At 59.2% G+C, this 16,440-nt stretch carries 16 protein-coding genes; 9 read left to right on the plus strand and 7 right to left on the minus strand.

Going from position 1 to position 16,440, the window contains the following annotated elements:
- Positions 1 to 39: 39 nt before the first annotated feature.
- Together ACYF6X_RS09140 and ACYF6X_RS09145 are read right to left on the minus strand one after the other, a co-directional pair.
- On the minus strand, positions 40 to 2,133 hold the full coding sequence (locus ACYF6X_RS09140; protein WP_130017999.1) for a prolyl oligopeptidase family serine peptidase: 2,094 nt from the start codon (positions 2,131 to 2,133) through the stop codon (positions 40 to 42).
- Positions 2,134 to 2,327: 194 nt separating this feature from the next.
- Complete coding sequence (locus ACYF6X_RS09145; RefSeq protein ID WP_033638405.1) at positions 2,328 to 2,891, minus strand: helix-turn-helix domain-containing protein; 564 nt, start codon at positions 2,889 to 2,891, stop codon at positions 2,328 to 2,330.
- Between the two features lie 115 nt (positions 2,892 to 3,006).
- Between ACYF6X_RS09145 and ACYF6X_RS09150 the strand changes: the two genes are divergently transcribed.
- Together ACYF6X_RS09150 and ACYF6X_RS09155 are read left to right on the plus strand one after the other, a co-directional pair.
- The gene (locus tag ACYF6X_RS09150) at positions 3,007 to 4,194 is read left to right on the plus strand and encodes a benzoate/H(+) symporter BenE family transporter (protein WP_130017998.1); all 1,188 of its coding nucleotides are present in this window, start codon (positions 3,007 to 3,009) and stop codon (positions 4,192 to 4,194) included.
- Positions 4,195 to 4,303: 109 nt separating this feature from the next.
- A complete protein-coding gene (locus ACYF6X_RS09155) occupies positions 4,304 to 4,807 on the plus strand; it encodes a cupin domain-containing protein (RefSeq protein WP_130017997.1) in 504 nt (167 codons plus the stop codon).
- Here the strand turns inward: ACYF6X_RS09155 and ACYF6X_RS09160 are convergent.
- Positions 4,772 to 5,626 (minus strand): aminoglycoside phosphotransferase family protein, encoded by an 855-nt coding sequence (locus ACYF6X_RS09160; protein ID WP_063989730.1) that lies wholly within the window; start codon positions 5,624 to 5,626, stop codon positions 4,772 to 4,774. The two genes, ACYF6X_RS09155 and ACYF6X_RS09160, sit on opposite strands and share 36 nt — an antisense overlap.
- A 182-nt stretch (positions 5,627 to 5,808) precedes the next feature.
- Here ACYF6X_RS09160 and ACYF6X_RS09165 point away from each other — a divergent pair, with 182 nt between their 5' ends.
- Positions 5,809 to 6,189 carry a RidA family protein gene (locus tag ACYF6X_RS09165; RefSeq protein ID WP_038874872.1) on the plus strand — a complete coding sequence of 127 codons (381 nt, stop codon included), beginning with the start codon at positions 5,809 to 5,811 and terminating at the stop codon, positions 6,187 to 6,189.
- Positions 6,190 to 6,196: 7 nt separating this feature from the next.
- On the opposite strand, the gene ACYF6X_RS09170 is transcribed toward ACYF6X_RS09165, so the two are convergent.
- Positions 6,197 to 6,577 (minus strand): nuclear transport factor 2 family protein, encoded by a 381-nt coding sequence (locus tag ACYF6X_RS09170; RefSeq protein WP_063989729.1) that lies wholly within the window; start codon positions 6,575 to 6,577, stop codon positions 6,197 to 6,199.
- Positions 6,578 to 6,853: 276 nt separating this feature from the next.
- Between ACYF6X_RS09170 and ACYF6X_RS09175 the strand changes: the two genes are divergently transcribed.
- Positions 6,854 to 7,123, plus strand: coding sequence for a hypothetical protein (locus ACYF6X_RS09175; RefSeq protein WP_130017996.1), 270 nt, complete (start codon positions 6,854 to 6,856; stop codon positions 7,121 to 7,123).
- Here ACYF6X_RS09175 and ACYF6X_RS09180 read toward each other — a convergent pair.
- Positions 7,120 to 7,512, minus strand: a complete 393-nt coding sequence (locus ACYF6X_RS09180; protein WP_004938379.1) for a nuclear transport factor 2 family protein — start codon at positions 7,510 to 7,512, stop codon at positions 7,120 to 7,122. The two genes, ACYF6X_RS09175 and ACYF6X_RS09180, sit on opposite strands and share 4 nt — an antisense overlap.
- Positions 7,513 to 7,706: 194 nt before the next feature.
- Between ACYF6X_RS09180 and ACYF6X_RS09185 the strand changes: the two genes are divergently transcribed.
- The 4 genes from ACYF6X_RS09185 (at position 7,707) to gstA (ending at position 10,711) form a co-directional block, all read left to right on the plus strand.
- Positions 7,707 to 8,408: an HD domain-containing protein gene (locus ACYF6X_RS09185; RefSeq protein WP_063989728.1), complete on the plus strand. Its 702-nt coding sequence runs from the start codon at positions 7,707 to 7,709 to the stop codon at positions 8,406 to 8,408.
- A 95-nt stretch (positions 8,409 to 8,503) separates the two neighbouring features.
- Entirely contained in the window at positions 8,504 to 8,767 is a 264-nt protein-coding gene (locus tag ACYF6X_RS09190; RefSeq protein ID WP_004938373.1) for a YjbD family protein, read from the plus strand.
- 361 nt (positions 8,768 to 9,128) lie between these two features.
- Positions 9,129 to 10,013 (plus strand): 4-hydroxy-tetrahydrodipicolinate synthase, encoded by an 885-nt coding sequence (gene dapA / locus ACYF6X_RS09195; protein WP_130017995.1) that lies wholly within the window; start codon positions 9,129 to 9,131, stop codon positions 10,011 to 10,013.
- Positions 10,014 to 10,105: 92 nt separating this feature from the next.
- The gene (gene gstA, locus ACYF6X_RS09200) at positions 10,106 to 10,711 is read left to right on the plus strand and encodes a glutathione transferase GstA (RefSeq protein WP_130017994.1); all 606 of its coding nucleotides are present in this window, start codon (positions 10,106 to 10,108) and stop codon (positions 10,709 to 10,711) included.
- 40 nt (positions 10,712 to 10,751) lie between these two features.
- Here gstA and pdxY read toward each other — a convergent pair whose 3' ends face one another.
- Complete coding sequence (gene pdxY / locus ACYF6X_RS09205) at positions 10,752 to 11,612, minus strand: pyridoxal kinase PdxY (RefSeq protein ID WP_049201956.1); 861 nt, start codon at positions 11,610 to 11,612, stop codon at positions 10,752 to 10,754.
- Positions 11,613 to 11,912: 300 nt separating this feature from the next.
- Between pdxY and ACYF6X_RS09210 the strand changes: the two genes are divergently transcribed.
- Complete coding sequence (locus ACYF6X_RS09210) at positions 11,913 to 15,020, plus strand: DUF4214 domain-containing protein (RefSeq protein WP_242512552.1); 3,108 nt, start codon at positions 11,913 to 11,915, stop codon at positions 15,018 to 15,020.
- An 84-nt stretch (positions 15,021 to 15,104) separates the two neighbouring features.
- On the opposite strand, the gene tyrS is transcribed toward ACYF6X_RS09210, so the two are convergent.
- Positions 15,105 to 16,379, minus strand: coding sequence for a tyrosine--tRNA ligase (gene tyrS, locus ACYF6X_RS09215; RefSeq protein ID WP_130017993.1), 1,275 nt, complete (start codon positions 16,377 to 16,379; stop codon positions 15,105 to 15,107).
- Between the last annotated feature and the right edge of the window lie 61 nt (positions 16,380 to 16,440).

The following is a 16,440-nucleotide window of genomic DNA, read 5'->3' on the forward strand; positions in this document are numbered from 1 at the left end:
TAACGCCCCGGTGTTTTTTTATGCCTGCAAGAAAAAGGCTTACGCTGGCTTGGATTTGCCGCTCAGGTTGGCCCACATGAATTCGCTTACCAGCGCGCTGTGGAATGCCGCCTGTTGCTTGTCGGCGGCGGCGCTGTGCCCGCCTTCGGTATTTTCATAGAAATAGGCCTGCTGATACCCCATCGCCTGCATGCGCGCGGCCATTTTGCGGGCGTGGGCCGGGTTGACCCGATCGTCGCTGGTCGCGGTATAGAACAGCACTGGCGGATAGGCCGTCTGCGCCTGAATGTTGTGGTACGGCGAGAAGGTCTTGATGTAGGCCCACTCCTCCGGCTTGCTCGGGTCACCGTATTCGGCGATCCACGACGCGCCAGCGGAAAGCTGGGTATAGCGCTGCATGTCCAGCAGCGGCACTTCGCAAACGATGCAGCCGAACAGCTGCGGATACAGCGTCAGCATATTGCCCACCAACAGGCCGCCGTTGCTGCCACCGCGCGCGCCCAAATGCGGCGCCGAGGTCACCTTGCGCGCGATAAGATCTTTGGCCACGGCGGCGAAATCCTCGTAGGCGCGATGGCGATTCTGCTTGAGCGCCGCCTGGTGCCAGGCCGGGCCGTATTCGCCGCCGCCGCGGATGTTGGCCACCACATACACCCCGCCGCGCTCCAGCCAGGCCGGCGCCTTGCCGCCGAGATAGCCCGGCAGCAGCGGCACTTCAAACCCGCCGTAGCCATACAGCAGCGTCGGCGTGCTGCCGTCCAGCTTGAGATCTTTGGCGGCAATCTGGAAATACGGCACGCGGGTGCCGTCCTTGGAGCGCGCAAAATGCTGGCTCACCTGGTAGCCTGACGCATCAAAATCCTGCGGCGCCTGTTTCAGCAACGTCGCCTCACCGTCGTCGAGGTTGCCCATGTACAGCGAGGTCGGCTGCAGGAACCCGCTGACAGTCAGGAAATAAGCGTTGCTCTCTTCGTCGATGCCGCCGGCGGAAATGGTGCTGATGGCGCCGGGCTTGCCCAGCGGGCGACGTTGCCAGCTGCCACCCTGCGGTGTCAGCACTTCGAGCCGGTTGACCACGTTATCCATGATGCTGAGGATCAGATGATCGCGGGTGCCGCTGTAGCCGCTCAGCGCCTGCTCCGCCGTCGGGGTAAACAGCAGCTGCAGCTCGCGCTTGCCCGCCAGATAGTCATCGAAGTTGGCCGCCAGCAGCGCGCCGGACGGATAACGCTTGCCGCCCACGTCCCAGTCGCTGCTCGGTTTGATCAGCAGCCATTCCCGATGCGTATCCAGCTCGGCGTCGGCCGGGATGTCGATTTTTTTCTGCCGGCCGTCCTGCATCAGCAGGAAATAGTCGCGGCGATAGAAATCCAGGCTACGGCCGACGAAATCGCGCTCAAAGCCCGGCGTGCGATCGTGATAGGCGAAGACCGCCATGTCATCGGGCTGCGCTTCGTACAGCGTTTCAGCGGCGCTCAGCGGCGTGCCGCGCCGCCAGCGTTTGGCGATGCGCGCATAGCCGGACTGGGTCATCGAGCCGGGGCCGAAATCGGTGGCGATGAACAGCGTGTCCCGATCAACCCAGGAGATCCGGCTTTTTGCCACCGGCACGTTGAAGCCGTCTTTGACGAAGCGTTTGGCCACCAGATCGAATTCGCGGATTTCGGTGGCGTCACCGCCGTCCGGCGACAGCTGCATCAGGCAATAGCGGTATTCCGGCGCCAGCGGCTGCGAGCCCTGATAGACCCAATCCTTGCCCTCCGCCTTGCCCAACGCGTCGATATCCAGCACCGTTTCCCAGGCCGGTTTGGCCTTGCGGTACTCGTCCAGCGTGGTGCGCCGTAGCAGGCCGCGCGGGTTGGCCTGATCCTGCCAGAAATTGTAATAGTACTCGCCGCGTTTGCTCACCCACGGGATCTGGGTGTCTTTATTGAGGATATCCAGGACTTCGCGCTCAATGCGCTGAAAGTCTTCGCCCTGGCCGAAACGCGCCACGGTGCGCTGATTTTCCTGCTGCACCCATTGCAGCGCTTTTTTACCCTGCAGCTCTTCCAGCCACAGGAATCCATCGCCGGCGGCCGCGCCGCCTTCCGCCGCCATCGCCAGGCGGATACTGTTGGGTAATGAAGTCATCGCGAATACGGCTCCTGCGGTTTGTGCACTGAGTTTAATAAACTGACGTCGATTGGTGACCGGCAAAATCAAGCTCCTTTTGAGTCGGCTGCAACGCCGCCCCGTCGTGGGCGACAGCCTGTGAAATAAGAGTCATTTTCAACAAGGTAGGCGTTTGGCGGCGCGGAGTCAAAGCCCACGGCCGCCGCGTTGAGTCAGGATTGAGGATAGTGGATCAGATCGTGAATACGCACCGTTTGTGAACTGGCGTTGCGGTAAGCATGCGGCCGATCGGCCTGAAAGCGCATCGCCTCGCCGGCGGCCAGGCTGTGCCATTCGCCGTCTATCGCCAACTCCAACCGGCCGCTGATCACGATGACATGCTCGATCACGCCCGGCTCATGGGGCGACGACTCGCTGAGCGCGCCCGGCGCAAGATCGATGACGAACATATCGAAACCCAACTGGCGATCGTAGGGAAACAGCGGCACCACGCGCATATCGGCGTTGTCCTGATCGTACACCGGCAGATCGCCGTAGCGGTGCAGCGTCGCCTGCTGCTGCGCGGGGGAGGCTTCGAGAAAAGCGGAGAACGCCACGTTGAAACCGGTGGCGATCTTCCACAGCGTCGCCACCGTCGGGCTGGATTCGCCGCGTTCGATCTGCCCGAGCATCGCCTTGCTGACGCCGGTGTATTCCGCCGCCTGCGTCAGGCTCCAACCGCGCTGTGCGCGCAGCGTGCGAAGGGTGTGTGCCAAATGGCCGGCAAGTTCCTGCATCCAGTTCTCCTCTGCGTGTCGAGCCCAATTATACCCGCTTGTGCGCTATAGCGCACGGTGCTATGCTGATTTCTCAACGTGCGTTATAACGCACAACCACCGATTGGAGCTTCTCATGCGCCCAGCCCTCTCCCTGCGCCATCTGACCCTGCCCGCCGTCATGGCCGGCTTTGTCGCCGTTCTGGTGGGTTACACCAGCTCTGCCGCAATCATTTTCCAGGCCGCCGCCGCCGCGGGTGCCACGCCGGCGCAGATCGGCGGTTGGCTGAGCGCGCTGGGGATCGCGATGGGCGTCACCTCGCTGGGATTGTCGCTTTACTATCGCACGCCGATCCTCACCGCCTGGTCGACGCCCGGCGCGGCGTTGCTGGTCACCAGCCTGCCCGGCACGCCGATCAACGAGGCGATCGGCGTGTTTATCTTCGCTTCCGCTCTGATCCTGCTGTGCGGCATCACCGGGCTGTTCGCCCGCCTGATGGACTACATTCCGCAGACGATTTCCGCCGCGATGCTGGCGGGGATCCTGCTGCGTTTCGGTCTGGACGCCTTCGCTTCGCTGCAGCTCAATTTCCCTCTTAGCGCCGGCATGGCGCTGGCCTATCTGCTCAGCCGCCGTTATCAACCGCGCTACGCCATCGTGCTGACGCTGGCGGCCGGGCTGGCGATCGCCGCGCTGCAGGGCAATATCCAGCTGACACAGCATGCGCCGGCGTTCGCCATGCCGGAATTTATCGCGCCGCACTTCAGTTGGCCGACACTGCTGGGCATCGGCGTACCCTTCTTCGTGGTGACCATGGCTTCGCAGAACGCCCCCGGCATCGCCACGCTGCAGGCGGCGGGCTACCGCGTGCCTACGTCACCGCTGATCGCCTGGACGGCGCTGACCGCGTTGCTGCTGGCGCCGTTCGGCGGCTTCTCGGTGTGCATCGCCGCGATCACCGCCGCCATCTGCATGGGGCCGGACGTGCATCCCGATCCGCAGCGGCGCTATATGGGCGCGGTGGCCGCCGGCGGTTTCTACCTGCTGGCCGGGCTGTTCGGCGGCGCCATCGGCCTGCTGTTCAGCGCGTTGCCGGTCGCCCTGATCCATACCATCGCCGGGCTGGCGCTGCTCGGCACCCTCGGCGGCAGCCTGCAGCGCGCGCTGCATGATGAGAAACAGCGCGACGCAGCGCTGATCGCCTTCCTCATCACCGCCTCCGGCGTCACGTTACTGGGCATCGGTTCGGCCTTCTGGGGCATTGTCGGCGGTGCCATCGCCCATCTGCTGCTGTCGCTGCCGCGGCGAGGAACGGCAGCATAAAATGCCAAACGCACGCCGCGCATTGACAAGCTCGGCGGCGACGCCTTCACTTTCTCTGTCGTCTGAATGTCAATTCACATAATAAGTGACATCGTCACCAAGGAAGCCTATGACTGAGAAAGCCGCGCTGTTAGCTCAGCGCTTGATACGCAATGTCGAACGGGTAGATAAGCAACACGATCGGCGGCCGCCGCTGTATGACAGCGTCGGCGCTCGCCTCGGCACCGGCACCGCCGCCGACAAGCTGGGCGCCTCCTTCGATTGCGTGGCGCCGGGCATGCGTTCCTGCCCCTATCATTTTCACTACGCTCAGGAGGAAATGTTCATCATTCTGGAAGGCAGCGGTACGCTGCGGGTGGCCGGAGAAATGCTGCCGATCGTCAGCGGGGATGTCATCTTCATTCCGCCGGGCCCGGAATATCCGCACCAGATCATCAACACCTCCGATGCGCCGCTGAAGTACCTGTCCGTCAGCACGCGCGAGCAACCTGAGCTGGTGATGTATCCGGATTCCGGCAAATACCAGGCGATGGCGCGCAGCACAGACGGTGAGCAGGTACGCTACCTGCAGCGCCCTTCAACCTCGCTCGATTACTGGCAGGATGAACCCTGAATCGCCGTCCGGCAGCGGGAGATCCAATGCGCGCGCCGCCAGCTCGGCCACGCGGAAGTCGATATCCGCCGCCTGCCCGTCTTCCATAAACCAGGCGGCGGAGAGCCCCGACCAGGCCAGGATCCATTGCAGCAAGCGCCGGCGCTCCAGCCCGGCCAAGCGACAGACCTGTTCCACGCGCCGCTGGAAAATGGCCGGATCGGTGGCGATGCCGTAGTTGGGATTACAGAAGATATTGGCGTAATCGAAACCCCGTTCGCCGTACAAGCGTTTGGGATCGATCGCCAGCCAGCCGCGTTCGCCGAAGTCCAGCACGTTGTCATGGTGGATATCGCCGTGCAGCACACTCTCTTCTCGCGGGCTGCTCAGCAGCTCCGCTGCCGTCGTGGCGCTGAGACGCAGCATGCCGCCATGCGCCTGCGCCGCCGGCCACAGCGAGCTGAACCACTCCTGCAGCGGGATCAGCTCGGGCAACGGTTCCGCTCGCGGCGCATGCAAGGCGGCGATCGCCCGACAGAGGATCTGCGTGGCCTGTTCATCGTCGCCGTCTCGCACCAGCTGCGCCAACGAGCCTTCACCCTGCGCGCGTTCCAGCAGGATGCCGTCGTCGTGCCACGCCAGCACCTGCGCGGCGCCTTCCCCGCGCCACCAGCACATCAGCTGGCCGCCGAAGCGCTCTTCCTGCTCGCGGGCGATCTTCAGCATGGCCGCCTCGCCCCGGTAACGCACCGGCATCAGCAGACTGCTGTGGGTTTCGAAGGCTTTGCCGTCCTGTTCCAGTTGCCAGCGTTGCAGGTAGGGAGTAAAAAGCGGGTTCATCGTCTCATGCGTCCTTGTGGCCGATCTGCGCCGCACTGTCACATTCGCGTGAGAGACGACGTATAAAATAAAGAGGGATGATACTCTCAAATATCATCGGTGTGCGGCGTCTGGCCGCCGTTTCCCCAGTATCCTAACCAAGTTTGTCGATTTTATTAACCGGTCTTGCGCGGGGTTTGATCATGACATCATTAAAACGCACGAATTATCCGCAGTTGCCTACGCCGGGCGGCCCCTATGTACATGCGGTGCGCCACGGCGATCGCCTGTACGTGTCGGGATTGACGGCCTTCGCCACCGACGCGCAAGGCTTGAGCGCGCCGGAACAGACGCAGGAGATCCTCGAACAGCTGGCGACCATCGCTGCCAGCGAAGGCGTAAATCTCAAGGCATTGATTAAAATCAGCGTGTTCCTGACCGACATCGCCGATCTGGCGGGCGTGCGCCCGGTGCTGTTTGACTATTTCGATGGCGCGCTGCCGGCCTGTTCATTGGTGGCGGTCAGCGCGTTGTTCTCACCGCAGGTGTGCGTAGAGATAGAGGCGGTGATGGCGTTGCAATAATGCGCGGCTAGAGCGCACCCTCATCCGGCACGCAGGGGCCGATCTTGAACCAGGCTTTGGCGATCCGCCCCTGTTCCACTTCGTAGATGGCGATGACATCCATTTTGCCGCGCCCCTGCGGGAAGTTGCGCGTCACCACTTCCTGATCGACCACCATGTTCCCCACCGCCATGCGTTTTATCCGTTCGCCATACAGACTCGGCTCCTGGAAACGCACCAGATGCCGTTCGCGGATCGCCGCCTTGCCGCTGGCCAGCAGCGTGTCGGGATGCTCGAAATACTGCGCGTCGTCCGCCCAGCAGGCCATAAAAGCGTCGATGTCGCGGGCGTTATAGGCGTCAAGCTGTTGTTGAACCACATCCTGCGGGCGTGCCGTTCTATCGTTCATCACATCCTCCTGCCGAAGTTAACCGCCGCATGTATCGAACCCATCACGTTAACCGCCCAGTGCTGCAGCTTGATGACACGGCGAATATTGAATAAAAACCCAAAAATAGCGAATAAATAACCTACCACGCCCAATGGACAATTCAAGCACCCGCGCACAAATTTTCTGCGCCGCGCCAGGGGCGGGGAAAACCGCATGACGCCGCGCGTTAATCTTTGCGACGGTGAGGGAAATTCTGCTAATTTAGCGTGAACAGCCTGATGATAACGAAACGCTATGCAGCAAAAATCGGTGTTGGACGAAGCCAGACAGTTAAAGCGACTCAATGCCGCCACGCGGCGTCAATCCCATATGTATAAATGGATCGCGCTGATTGCGGCGCTGGATGCGCTGCTGGTGTTTTGGTATGACCGGGATATGCGCAACGTCACCTTCTCGGGAGCGGTTGCGCTGGTGTGCGGCTATCTGTGGATCCGCGATCGCAACAAGGCTCGGGGTTACCGGCGCGAGTTCGACCGCAAATTCGGCAAGCGCAGCGGCGATTAAGGCTGCATTGCTTCCAGCACTTTAGCGCTGTCGACGATCTGCACGAACTTCACGATTTTGCCGGCGCGCAGCGTATAAATATGCGCAAAAGAGGCGCTGAAGGATTTGCCGGTGGCCCGGTAGGTGCCGTGATAAAAACCTTGCGCGATCACATTGTCGCCGGCGTCGTAAAAGTGATCGACGTCGGCGCGGTAACCTTGCCATTCGCTACCCAGGCGCTGATGCACGTTCTTGATGATGTTCTCCGGGCCGATATAGGTACCGGCGTAAGGGAAACCGGCGGCCTCGGTCCACTCGGCATCGGGGGCCAGCGCCGCCAGCAGATTACGGCCGTTTTCTTCGGAACTGCCTTCATAGGTTGCGCGCACTATCTCAAGAGGGGTTGGCATGACTCTTCTCCAATGGCTGATGAGGATATTCCGGCCATCTCCGCGGACACAGGCTCTCACCAAGCGGAGACGGCGGAATGCGGCTATTCTAGGTTGCTTGTTTCGCTGCAAAAACCGCAGTTATGACAATAGTGGGTTGCACTTTAGTAAACAATAGCCGTTTTTCTGTCATTCTCCCGGCATCCGACGCGGCTATGCTGATTGACCGATTTCCCCAACAGGAGCTGAACGTGTCTTTACCCTCACTGACGCAAGAGCTGTTACAACCTTTCTCCCCCTACCAGGCGCTGGCGCAAACGCTGCTGCCGCTTACCCTCGAGTCGGACGACGGTTCGCATGACGTCGCACATCTGCACCGGGTCTGGAAGAACTGCCGTCGGATCAGCAAGCTGGAAGGCGGCGACCGTCGCATTCTCTGTGCGGCGGTGCTGCTGCACGACGCCGTCGCGGTGGAAAAAAACTCACCCCAGCGCCATCTGGCCTCGCGCATGGCGGCGGAGCAGGCCACGCTGACGCTGACCCGGCTGGAATGGGCGCCGGCAGATATCGCGGCGGTGGCTCACGCCATCGAAGCGCACAGTTTTTCCGCCGGCATCCCCCCGCAAACGCTGGAAGCGAAGATCCTGCAGGATGCCGATCGCCTCGACGCCATCGGCCTCATCGGCGTGGCGCGCTGCTTCTATATCGGCGGCCGCATGCGCAGCGCGCTGTATGATGCCGCCGACCCGCGGGCCGAACATCGTCAATATGACGACAAGCGTTTCAGCCTGGACCACTTCGAAACCAAGCTGTTCAAACTGCAAGACGGCTTCCAGACCGCCGCCGGGCGACACATGGCCGAGCTGCGCACCGAACGCATGCGGCGCTTTGTCGACGATCTGCTGGAAGAGGTGTAACGTGGGCTTAGCGGGCATTTTCGTTATGCCCGTAACATTTTCGGTCACATAACACCGTTAAACTGAAAGCCAACTTCACCGAACGGGCGGCACAGATGAAAAAGTTGACGTTGAAAGAGATGACGGAAAGCGAACAGCGGGAAGTGAAAACCGAACTGGACAAGGCGCGCAAAAGCCATGGCAGGCCGCTGACCAACGCCGAACAGCACAAGGTCAAGGATGAAGTGGTGGCGCGCATCATGGCCGCCAGAGCGAAGCTCGCCAAGGCGGAGCGTGCAGAACGCAAGGCCAACCGCTACCGGCCGAGCGGCGACACCTTCAGCTGGTCCGCCACCATCGGCTCCCGCCCGCCGCGCTGAGCCGGCCAAACCCTCCCCGCCGCTGCGGGGATTTTTATTTATTAGCCAAACTCATCCCCGCTGACGAATCATGAATAACAATGTTATCAATCTGTTGTAAATTGACAGCCTGATGAAGACTATTCATTATCACCCCACTTCCCCTTTTCACGAGACCGCCATGGCCTACCCACGCAACGCTGACATGCTGATGATACCTGCGTTGCCCGTTGGCGGTTTGGCGGCGGTTAAATCGAAGAAACAGACGCTCATTTGACCGGGGCGAGCTGTCCCGCCAGATGAGCTGACTGGATGGCACGCAACGCCCCGCCTTCAATTTTCTCATCTGGCTTCTCTGTCGGTCACACAGAAGGAATATTTTATGGCCTCATTTTCGGGTATTTGGGTGGCGATGGTTACCCCTTTCAATCAGGATGCCGTCGATCTGCCGGCGGTGAAACGCCTGGCGCGGCACCTGCTCGACGCCGGCATCGAGGGTCTGGTGGTCTGCGGCTCCACCGGTGAAGCCGCCGCGCTGAGCAAAGAAGAACAGCTGGCGGTGCTCGACGCCGTGCTGGACGTGGCGCCCGCCCATCAGGTGGTGATGGGCCTGTCCGGCAATAACATGGCCGCCACGCTGCAGATGCAGCAGGCCATTCAGCTGCGCGACATCGCCGGCGTACTGATCCCGGCGCCTTACTACATCCGCCCTTCGCAATGCGGCCTGATCGACTATTTCACCCAGTTGGCCGACGCCTCAACCGTCCCGGTTATCCTGTACAACATTCCGCAGCGCACCGGCATCGCCATGGAACTGGCCACGCTGCGCCGGCTGGCACGCCACCCGCGCATCACCGCCATCAAGGACTGCGGCGGCAACCCTGACGCCACCATGGCGCTGATCGCCGACGGCGAAATCGATGTGATGACCGGGGAAGACAATCTGATCCTCACCACGCTGTGTCTCGGCGGCACCGGCGCCATCTCCGCCGCCGCGCATGTTCACCCGGAACGTTTCGTCCAGTTGACGCAGCAGGTCACCGCCGGCGATCTGGCCGCGGCGCGCAGCAACTTCTACGAGCTGCTGCCGATGATCCACCAGATGTTCAGCTTCCCCAATCCGGCGCCGGTCAAGACGGTGCTGGCCCAGCAGGGGCTGATCGCCAACGAGCTGCGCTCGCCGATGCAGGTGGCGCCGCAGGCGCTGCAACAGCAGATCGCCGCAACGCTGGCGCAGCTGCAGCCCGCCGAGGCGATCATCGGTTAAATATGTTAGCTAAGCCGCTGTAATTTTGGCGCTATGGGACTACGATGAGAGGTTAAGCATGCCCGTCATTCGTCATCAACAAGGAGCTTCCGATGAAACTGTTCTATAAAACCGGCGCCTGTTCGCTGTCCCCGCATATCGTGCTGCGTGAGGCAGGGCTGGATTTTACGGCGGAGAAGGTCGACCTGGCGCAGAAGAAAACCGAGAGCGGCGCCGATTACCTCGCTATCAACCCCAAAGGACAGGTACCGGCGCTGCTGCTGGATGACGGCAGCCTGCTGACCGAGGGCGTGGCGATCGTGCAATACCTGGCGGACCGCGTGCCGGATCGCAACCTGATCCCGGCGGCAGGCACCCTGTCGCGCTACCACGCGATCGAATGGCTGAACTACATCGCCACCGAGCTGCACAAAGGGTTCAGCCCGCTGTTCAACCCGAAAACGCCGGAAGAATACAAAACCATCGCGCGTGCCAAGCTGGAGCAGCAGTTCAGCTATCTGGATTCGGTGCTGGCGAAGCAGCACTTCCTGTTGGGAAGCCGTTTCAGCGTGGCCGACGCCTACCTGTTCACCGTGTTGCGTTGGGCGTTCGCTTTGCAGTTTGACGTGCGCAAGCACGCCCATCTGGCGGCCTGGTTCGATCGCGTTGCGGCTCGCCCGGCGGTGGATGCGGCGCTGAACGCCGAGGGATTGAAGTAAACATCGGGCCCCGGCGGCTGTCGCCGGGGCCGAATGCCACTTACAGTTTAACCGCTTTGAACTCGCTGCGCGGCTGCACGATCCGATCCTGTGCCGCCACCACCTGCAGTTCGTACTCGCCCATCTCCTGCGTGGTCAGCATCACCTCATACACGGCGGCGGTGACGTGCTCCAGCGCTTTATCCAGCGCCTCGCCCTTCAGCAGATCCACCAGCAGCAGACCGCTGGTCAAATCGCCGACGCCGACCGGCTGACGCGCGCCGAAATCCACCAGCGGCCGGCTGATGTGCCAGGCCTCGTCCGCCGTCACCAGCAGCATTTCGAAACAGTCGGCGTGATAGCCGGCGCGGGCCAGGTGCTTGACCAGCACCAGCCGCGGCCCTTTGGCGATCAGCGCTCGGGCGGCCTGCACCGCATCGGCCACGTCGGCGACGGCCATCTGGCTCAGCATCTCCAACTCCAGCAGGTTCGGCGCCATCATATCGCTGCACGGCAGCGCCTGGCGGCAGTGAAACTCGGCCACGCCCGGTGCCACGATGCAGCCCTTTTCCGGATGCCCCATCACCGGATCGCAGAAATACCAGGCATTCGGGTTCGCCTGCTTAACCTGGCGCACGATCTCCAAAATATGGTCGCCCTGCTCCGGCGAACCGATATAGCCACTCAACACCGCATCACAGCGTTTCAGCTGATCGATATTGGCGATGCCCTGCGCGATCTCGGTCAGGTGGCTGGCCGGCATGACGCAGCCGGTCCACTGGCCGTATTGCGTATGGTTGGAGAACTGCACCGTGTTCAGCGGCCAGACGTTGACGCCCATGCGGCGCATGGGAAACTCCGCCGCACTGTTGCCGGCGTGACCAAACACCACGTGCGACTGGATAGAAAGAATGTTTTTCATCGGAACAACTGACCTCGCCATGCCGTGTGCATCAGCCCGCGGCGAAATGATAATGGGTGCACAACGCGAAAACGTCATGCCGGCGCTGTTAAAAACAAGAAATGAGAGGAATTTTTATGCTTTCGACGGCGGCATATTGTAGCGAAAGCCGTCCTGCAGAAAAAGCAAAGATCGCCCGCTATCGGCACTTGGCGTCACGTTCGCCACAATGACTTTTCATCGGGCATGTTGAATTTAGGGGATTTTGGTCTGTACTTGTGTAGCTATATTTCTTTGATCATACCTTTGGGGAAAATGAACATGCTGGACTTACAAAAAGACGTTGCCCTGCTTTTTTACGCGACGCTAGGAAAAAAAGCCGATGATAACGCCTTAACTTACTATGCTACCCAACTGCAGAAAGGAGTGTGTACGCTGGATGAGTTAGCCAATATCTTTATCAACTCACCTGATGGTCACCGCCGATACGACGGCCTTAGTACCGATGCCCAACTCATATATCTCTATCAAAATATCAGCGGCACCGCCCCATCTCAAGCCACATTGATGACATTGACCACTCAGGTTAATGAGGGGAAATCGTTAGGACAGATAGCCCAAGAGCTCGCGACAAATATCAGATCCCATTCCGGCGCTCAGAGCGACAGCCTACAGCAGCAATATGCAGAACATATCATCAACACCACGCTTTATAACGGTTCTACACTGTTTGATACGCATTCGTCAGCAGCCGCCGATGTGCAAGGCATTTACTACCTCCTCGGCAGCACCATCAATGCAACCGCCGTCAATTATTGGAGCGGCGCCCTCGCAAATGGCAGCCTCACTGCAGCTCGTCTCGCTACTTATATCGCCACGGAAAAGCATGATACGAAATCGTTGAACAATGAGGATTTTGTAAAAAAAATCTATTTTGAAGCTTTTGGCACTCAGGCTGACACGAGCAGCATTCAATACTATGTCACCGGTTTGAACAACCATTCGGAAACTCGCGGTGATGTCATCATGCGCCTTATCGAAAACATCCGCAGCGATACGCTTCATGCACATGCCAAACAGAATTTCCTTACCGCAACGCATGTCTATGCACCTGGCGAATTGCCCGACTCCCGCTACGTGGAAACGGTAATGTCCATGTATCTGACGATCGCTAACACAACCGCGACCGCCTCCGCTATCGATACCTACAGCAAATACCTTGCCAGCGGAAAATCGGCGGGCGCGCTGCTGAAGATGCTCGCCACATCACCTTTATTCAGCGACGCCGGCAATTATGAAAAAATCTTTGCGACGCTATACCACGAGACGCTCAGCGAATCTATGTCGCGGGCTCTGCTGCTCAAGGCCGGCAACGACCACTATGTGGCCAGCGCGCTGGTTTTAGATGCCTTCCGCAACGGTGAGTATCCTATCGACAGTAACAATGCCCCCAACCCGACGTTAGTCGCAAACTATCTCGCCACTATCGCCTCAACATTGGGTTATAAAACAACGGCTGAGCTCAATATCGCCGCTGATGGCACCTTGACGGGGACGGTGAATACCGGCAGCGAACATGTTTTAAGCAACGCCGAGCTAGCCGTTCTGGTTAACGTATCCCTCAACGTCGATGCGCCGATTGGCGTCAATTTTGATCATTCCCCCCATCTTCGTGAAGTGGTATTGCAGGGAGGAATGCCAACCAACGACGTCACTTTGTCCACCCTGAAAAACAAGTCATTCGCTTTACGCGTGAATCTGGACGATAAGCCCTGGTTCCAGAGCCAGGACAAAATCGTGTTTGGCGCAGAGAAAGACACCGTGGTTATTACGGACAGTTATCATATTGCCACCGGCAAACTCCATATCGATTTTGGCGATGGCGGTGCTAACCTGGTCTGGGGCGGCAACGGCCTCAATAATGGCACCAACAAAGTCAGCGCCAGCTTCACTGCTCAAAACGGCGTTGCTGCCGACGGCACACTCTCTGCCAATCTAATTGTGAAGAATATTTTGCTGACAACCGCCGCCGACGGCAGTATCAGCGGCCAAATACAGAGCAATGTCAATCAATTCCTCTACTTCCCCCTGCTCGAGCTCGCTGGGTACCGAGGAACCGGGGATATTTATCTGGATGGGAAATGGGTAGCCACCGAGGGCGCAAACGTCTTCGACTACGGCGTCATTTATCAAGCAGCCAGCGTTCACAATGCACAGTACACCGCCACTAACCTGCAACAGGATTCGCATGCGCAGAAGAGCCCCGACAATCAACGTTGGACCGGTGTCGATGGTTTCACCCTCTCCGGCTTTGCTGATAACGTGCGCGTCATCAACCTTTCCCTGGATCACTTGCCCTACCTATCCGTGACAGGCAATGCGGGAGCCCAAAGCAAATTAAGCCTCGAAATGGCTCCCGACACGGCCGCTGCGACTGACTATGTACGCTGGGGGGTGAATATTGGCAATGCGGCAATTGAGAATATCAATGCCGGTACGCTCAACTTTGTCAGCCACTTCGCCGGCCAACAACCGCATGAAGAACTGCGGTTATATTCCAGCGGCTCTCAGTTAAATACCGTGTCGCTGTCAGGTGCCGACAGTCATCTCTCGATGATTTACCTTAGCGGAGTCAGCAAACTCAATGTCACCGTACAAGCGGATTTCGGCGATAGCCTCAACAACATTGTCATTGAACCCATTATCGATCCGTTAGGCGAAGGTATTCCCCGCATTGAGGTTAATCTGACTATGGAGAAAGGCGGCAGTGGCGGAGGTGAATTCTACAAGCTGCTTTCCTCGCTCAGTAATCACAGCGTATTCGACGGCATTATCAGCTCACTCGCGGGTAACCAAATCAACATTGGGTACACCAATAGCCAGACGCTGAATGTTATGGGCAATACCACGCTCAATGATTTGAAAATGGCACGAGAGTCTATACACGACACTAAAATCAATTTTGCACATAGCTCCATCGACAGCATGGTCACTATCAATGCGCTTTCGTCGACCGATACCATCACAGCAGGTAACGCCGGCCAGCAATGGGTGTTTAACTCTGGGAAAACGGGCAACATCGCCGTATACGGAAGCGTAACCAAAATGGCCGATCTGAATACGCTCTTCGGTTCTCTATCGGTTGGCGGGAATACTCAGGCGCACGATGTCTTTGCACAGGCGCTGGCTAAAGTCACTTCCGGCAGCAGCGACGGGCAACTACAAGAGGTGGGAGTGATAAAATTGGGTACCAACGCCTACGTGATTGTCGATAGCAATCATAACCAGAAGTTCGACAATCAAGACATCATTTTCTCATTGGGAAATAAGGACGTTTACGACATAGCGGCTAACTTGCACTATCAGGCACCCGCCATAACGGTAAACGGCAACGCGCACGCGATTGCGGCGTCAGAGGCCCTGTTCTAAGCTCTTGCTTTGCTGAAATAACAAAAGCCCAGAGGTTATTACCTCCGGGCTTTTTATTTTATACCCCTCGCTATCGCGCGGAAATTACTGCCAATCCACCAGGCAGTAATGTTTCTTGCCGCGGCGCAGCAGCGTGTAGCGGCCGAACAGACGGTCTGAATCGCGGAAGCGGTATTCGGCATCGGACTGTTTCTCGCCGTTGATGGTCACCGCGTTGGAACCGATCATGGTGCGCGCCTGGCCGCGTGACGGCACCAGCTCGGCATTCACCAGCGCCTGCTGCAGGTCGGCGTCGCGGTCCAGTTTGATGGTCGGCATGCCGTCCTGCGCCAGCTGGGCGAAGTCCGCTTCGGTCATGTCGTGCAGCGCGCCGGAGAACAGGCTCTGGGTGATGCGCTTGGCGGCCGCCAGGCCTTCCGCACCGTGCACCATGCCGGTCACTTCTTCCGCCAGCACGTACTGGGCGCGTGGCGCCTTGCCGCTGTTCTTGTCTTCTTCTTCCAGCGCGTTGATGTCTTCCAGGCTCATGAAAGTGAAGAACTTCAGGAAACGGTAGACGTCGGCATCGGCGGTGTTGATCCAGAACTGGTAGAACTTGTACGGGCTGGTTTTTTCCGGCGCCAGCCAGACCGCGCCGCCCTCGGTTTTACCGAATTTGGTGCCGTCTGCTTTGGTGATCAACGGCACGGTCAGGCCGAACACCTGCTTCTGGTGCTGACGACGCGTCAGATCGATACCCGAGGTGATGTTGCCCCACTGATCGGAACCACCGATCTGCAGCTCCACCTGGTGGCGGTTGTACAGCTCGGAGAAATCGTAGCCCTGCAGCAGGTTATAGGAGAACTCGGTGAAGGAGATACCGGAGTCGTCGCGGTTCAGGCGCTGCTTGACCGCTTCCTTGTTGATCATCTGGTTGACGGAGAAGTGCTTGCCGATGTCACGCAGGAAGGTCAGCACGTTCATGCCGCCGAACCAGTCGTAGTTGTTGGCCGCGATGGCGCTGTTGCTGCCGCAGTCGAAATCGAGGAACGGAGAAACCTGCTTGCGGATCTTCTCGACCCACTCGTTCACCGTATCGGTGGTGTTCAGCTTGCGCTCCGCCGCTTTGAAGCTCGGATCGCCGATGAGGCCAGTGGCGCCGCCCACCAGTGCCACCGGCTTGTGGCCGGCCAGCTGGAAGCGCTTCAGGCACAACAGAGGAACCAGATGGCCCAAATGCAAGCTGTCAGCGGTCGGATCGAAACCGCAATACAGTGCAATTGGCCCTTGCGCCAGTCGCTCCGCTAACGCTTCCTCATCCGTAACCTGGGCAACGAGGCCCCGCTCTTGCAGTTGTTTAATCAAGTTGCTGCTTGCCATCAATGACTCCATGTATAAACGAATGCACCTTTGCCGGTACACGGCCTTTCGCCCAGTGGCG

This window comes from Serratia sp. ID 25-353 (genome assembly GCF_054792795.1).

Coding starts and splice junctions, on each gene's coding strand:
- ACYF6X_RS09210 (WP_242512552.1), top strand. CDS start 11,913: ATGCTGGACTTACAAAAAGACGTTGCCCTGCTTTTTTACGCGACGCTA.
- gstA (WP_130017994.1), top strand. CDS start 10,106: ATGAAACTGTTCTATAAAACCGGCGCCTGTTCGCTGTCCCCGCATATC.
- ACYF6X_RS09155 (WP_130017997.1), top strand. CDS start 4,304: ATGACTGAGAAAGCCGCGCTGTTAGCTCAGCGCTTGATACGCAATGTC.
- ACYF6X_RS09165 (WP_038874872.1), top strand. CDS start 5,809: ATGACATCATTAAAACGCACGAATTATCCGCAGTTGCCTACGCCGGGC.
- ACYF6X_RS09150 (WP_130017998.1), top strand. CDS start 3,007: ATGCGCCCAGCCCTCTCCCTGCGCCATCTGACCCTGCCCGCCGTCATG.
- ACYF6X_RS09140 (WP_130017999.1), bottom strand. CDS start 2,133: ATGACTTCATTACCCAACAGTATCCGCCTGGCGATGGCGGCGGAAGGC.
- ACYF6X_RS09185 (WP_063989728.1), top strand. CDS start 7,707: ATGCTGATTGACCGATTTCCCCAACAGGAGCTGAACGTGTCTTTACCC.
- ACYF6X_RS09170 (WP_063989729.1), bottom strand. CDS start 6,577: ATGAACGATAGAACGGCACGCCCGCAGGATGTGGTTCAACAACAGCTT.
- ACYF6X_RS09160 (WP_063989730.1), bottom strand. CDS start 5,626: ATGAACCCGCTTTTTACTCCCTACCTGCAACGCTGGCAACTGGAACAG.
- ACYF6X_RS09145 (WP_033638405.1), bottom strand. CDS start 2,891: ATGCAGGAACTTGCCGGCCATTTGGCACACACCCTTCGCACGCTGCGC.
- ACYF6X_RS09190 (WP_004938373.1), top strand. CDS start 8,504: ATGAAAAAGTTGACGTTGAAAGAGATGACGGAAAGCGAACAGCGGGAA.
- pdxY (WP_049201956.1), bottom strand. CDS start 11,612: ATGAAAAACATTCTTTCTATCCAGTCGCACGTGGTGTTTGGTCACGCC.
- ACYF6X_RS09180 (WP_004938379.1), bottom strand. CDS start 7,512: ATGCCAACCCCTCTTGAGATAGTGCGCGCAACCTATGAAGGCAGTTCC.
- tyrS (WP_130017993.1), bottom strand. CDS start 16,379: ATGGCAAGCAGCAACTTGATTAAACAACTGCAAGAGCGGGGCCTCGTT.
- ACYF6X_RS09175 (WP_130017996.1), top strand. CDS start 6,854: ATGCAGCAAAAATCGGTGTTGGACGAAGCCAGACAGTTAAAGCGACTC.
- dapA (WP_130017995.1), top strand. CDS start 9,129: ATGGCCTCATTTTCGGGTATTTGGGTGGCGATGGTTACCCCTTTCAAT.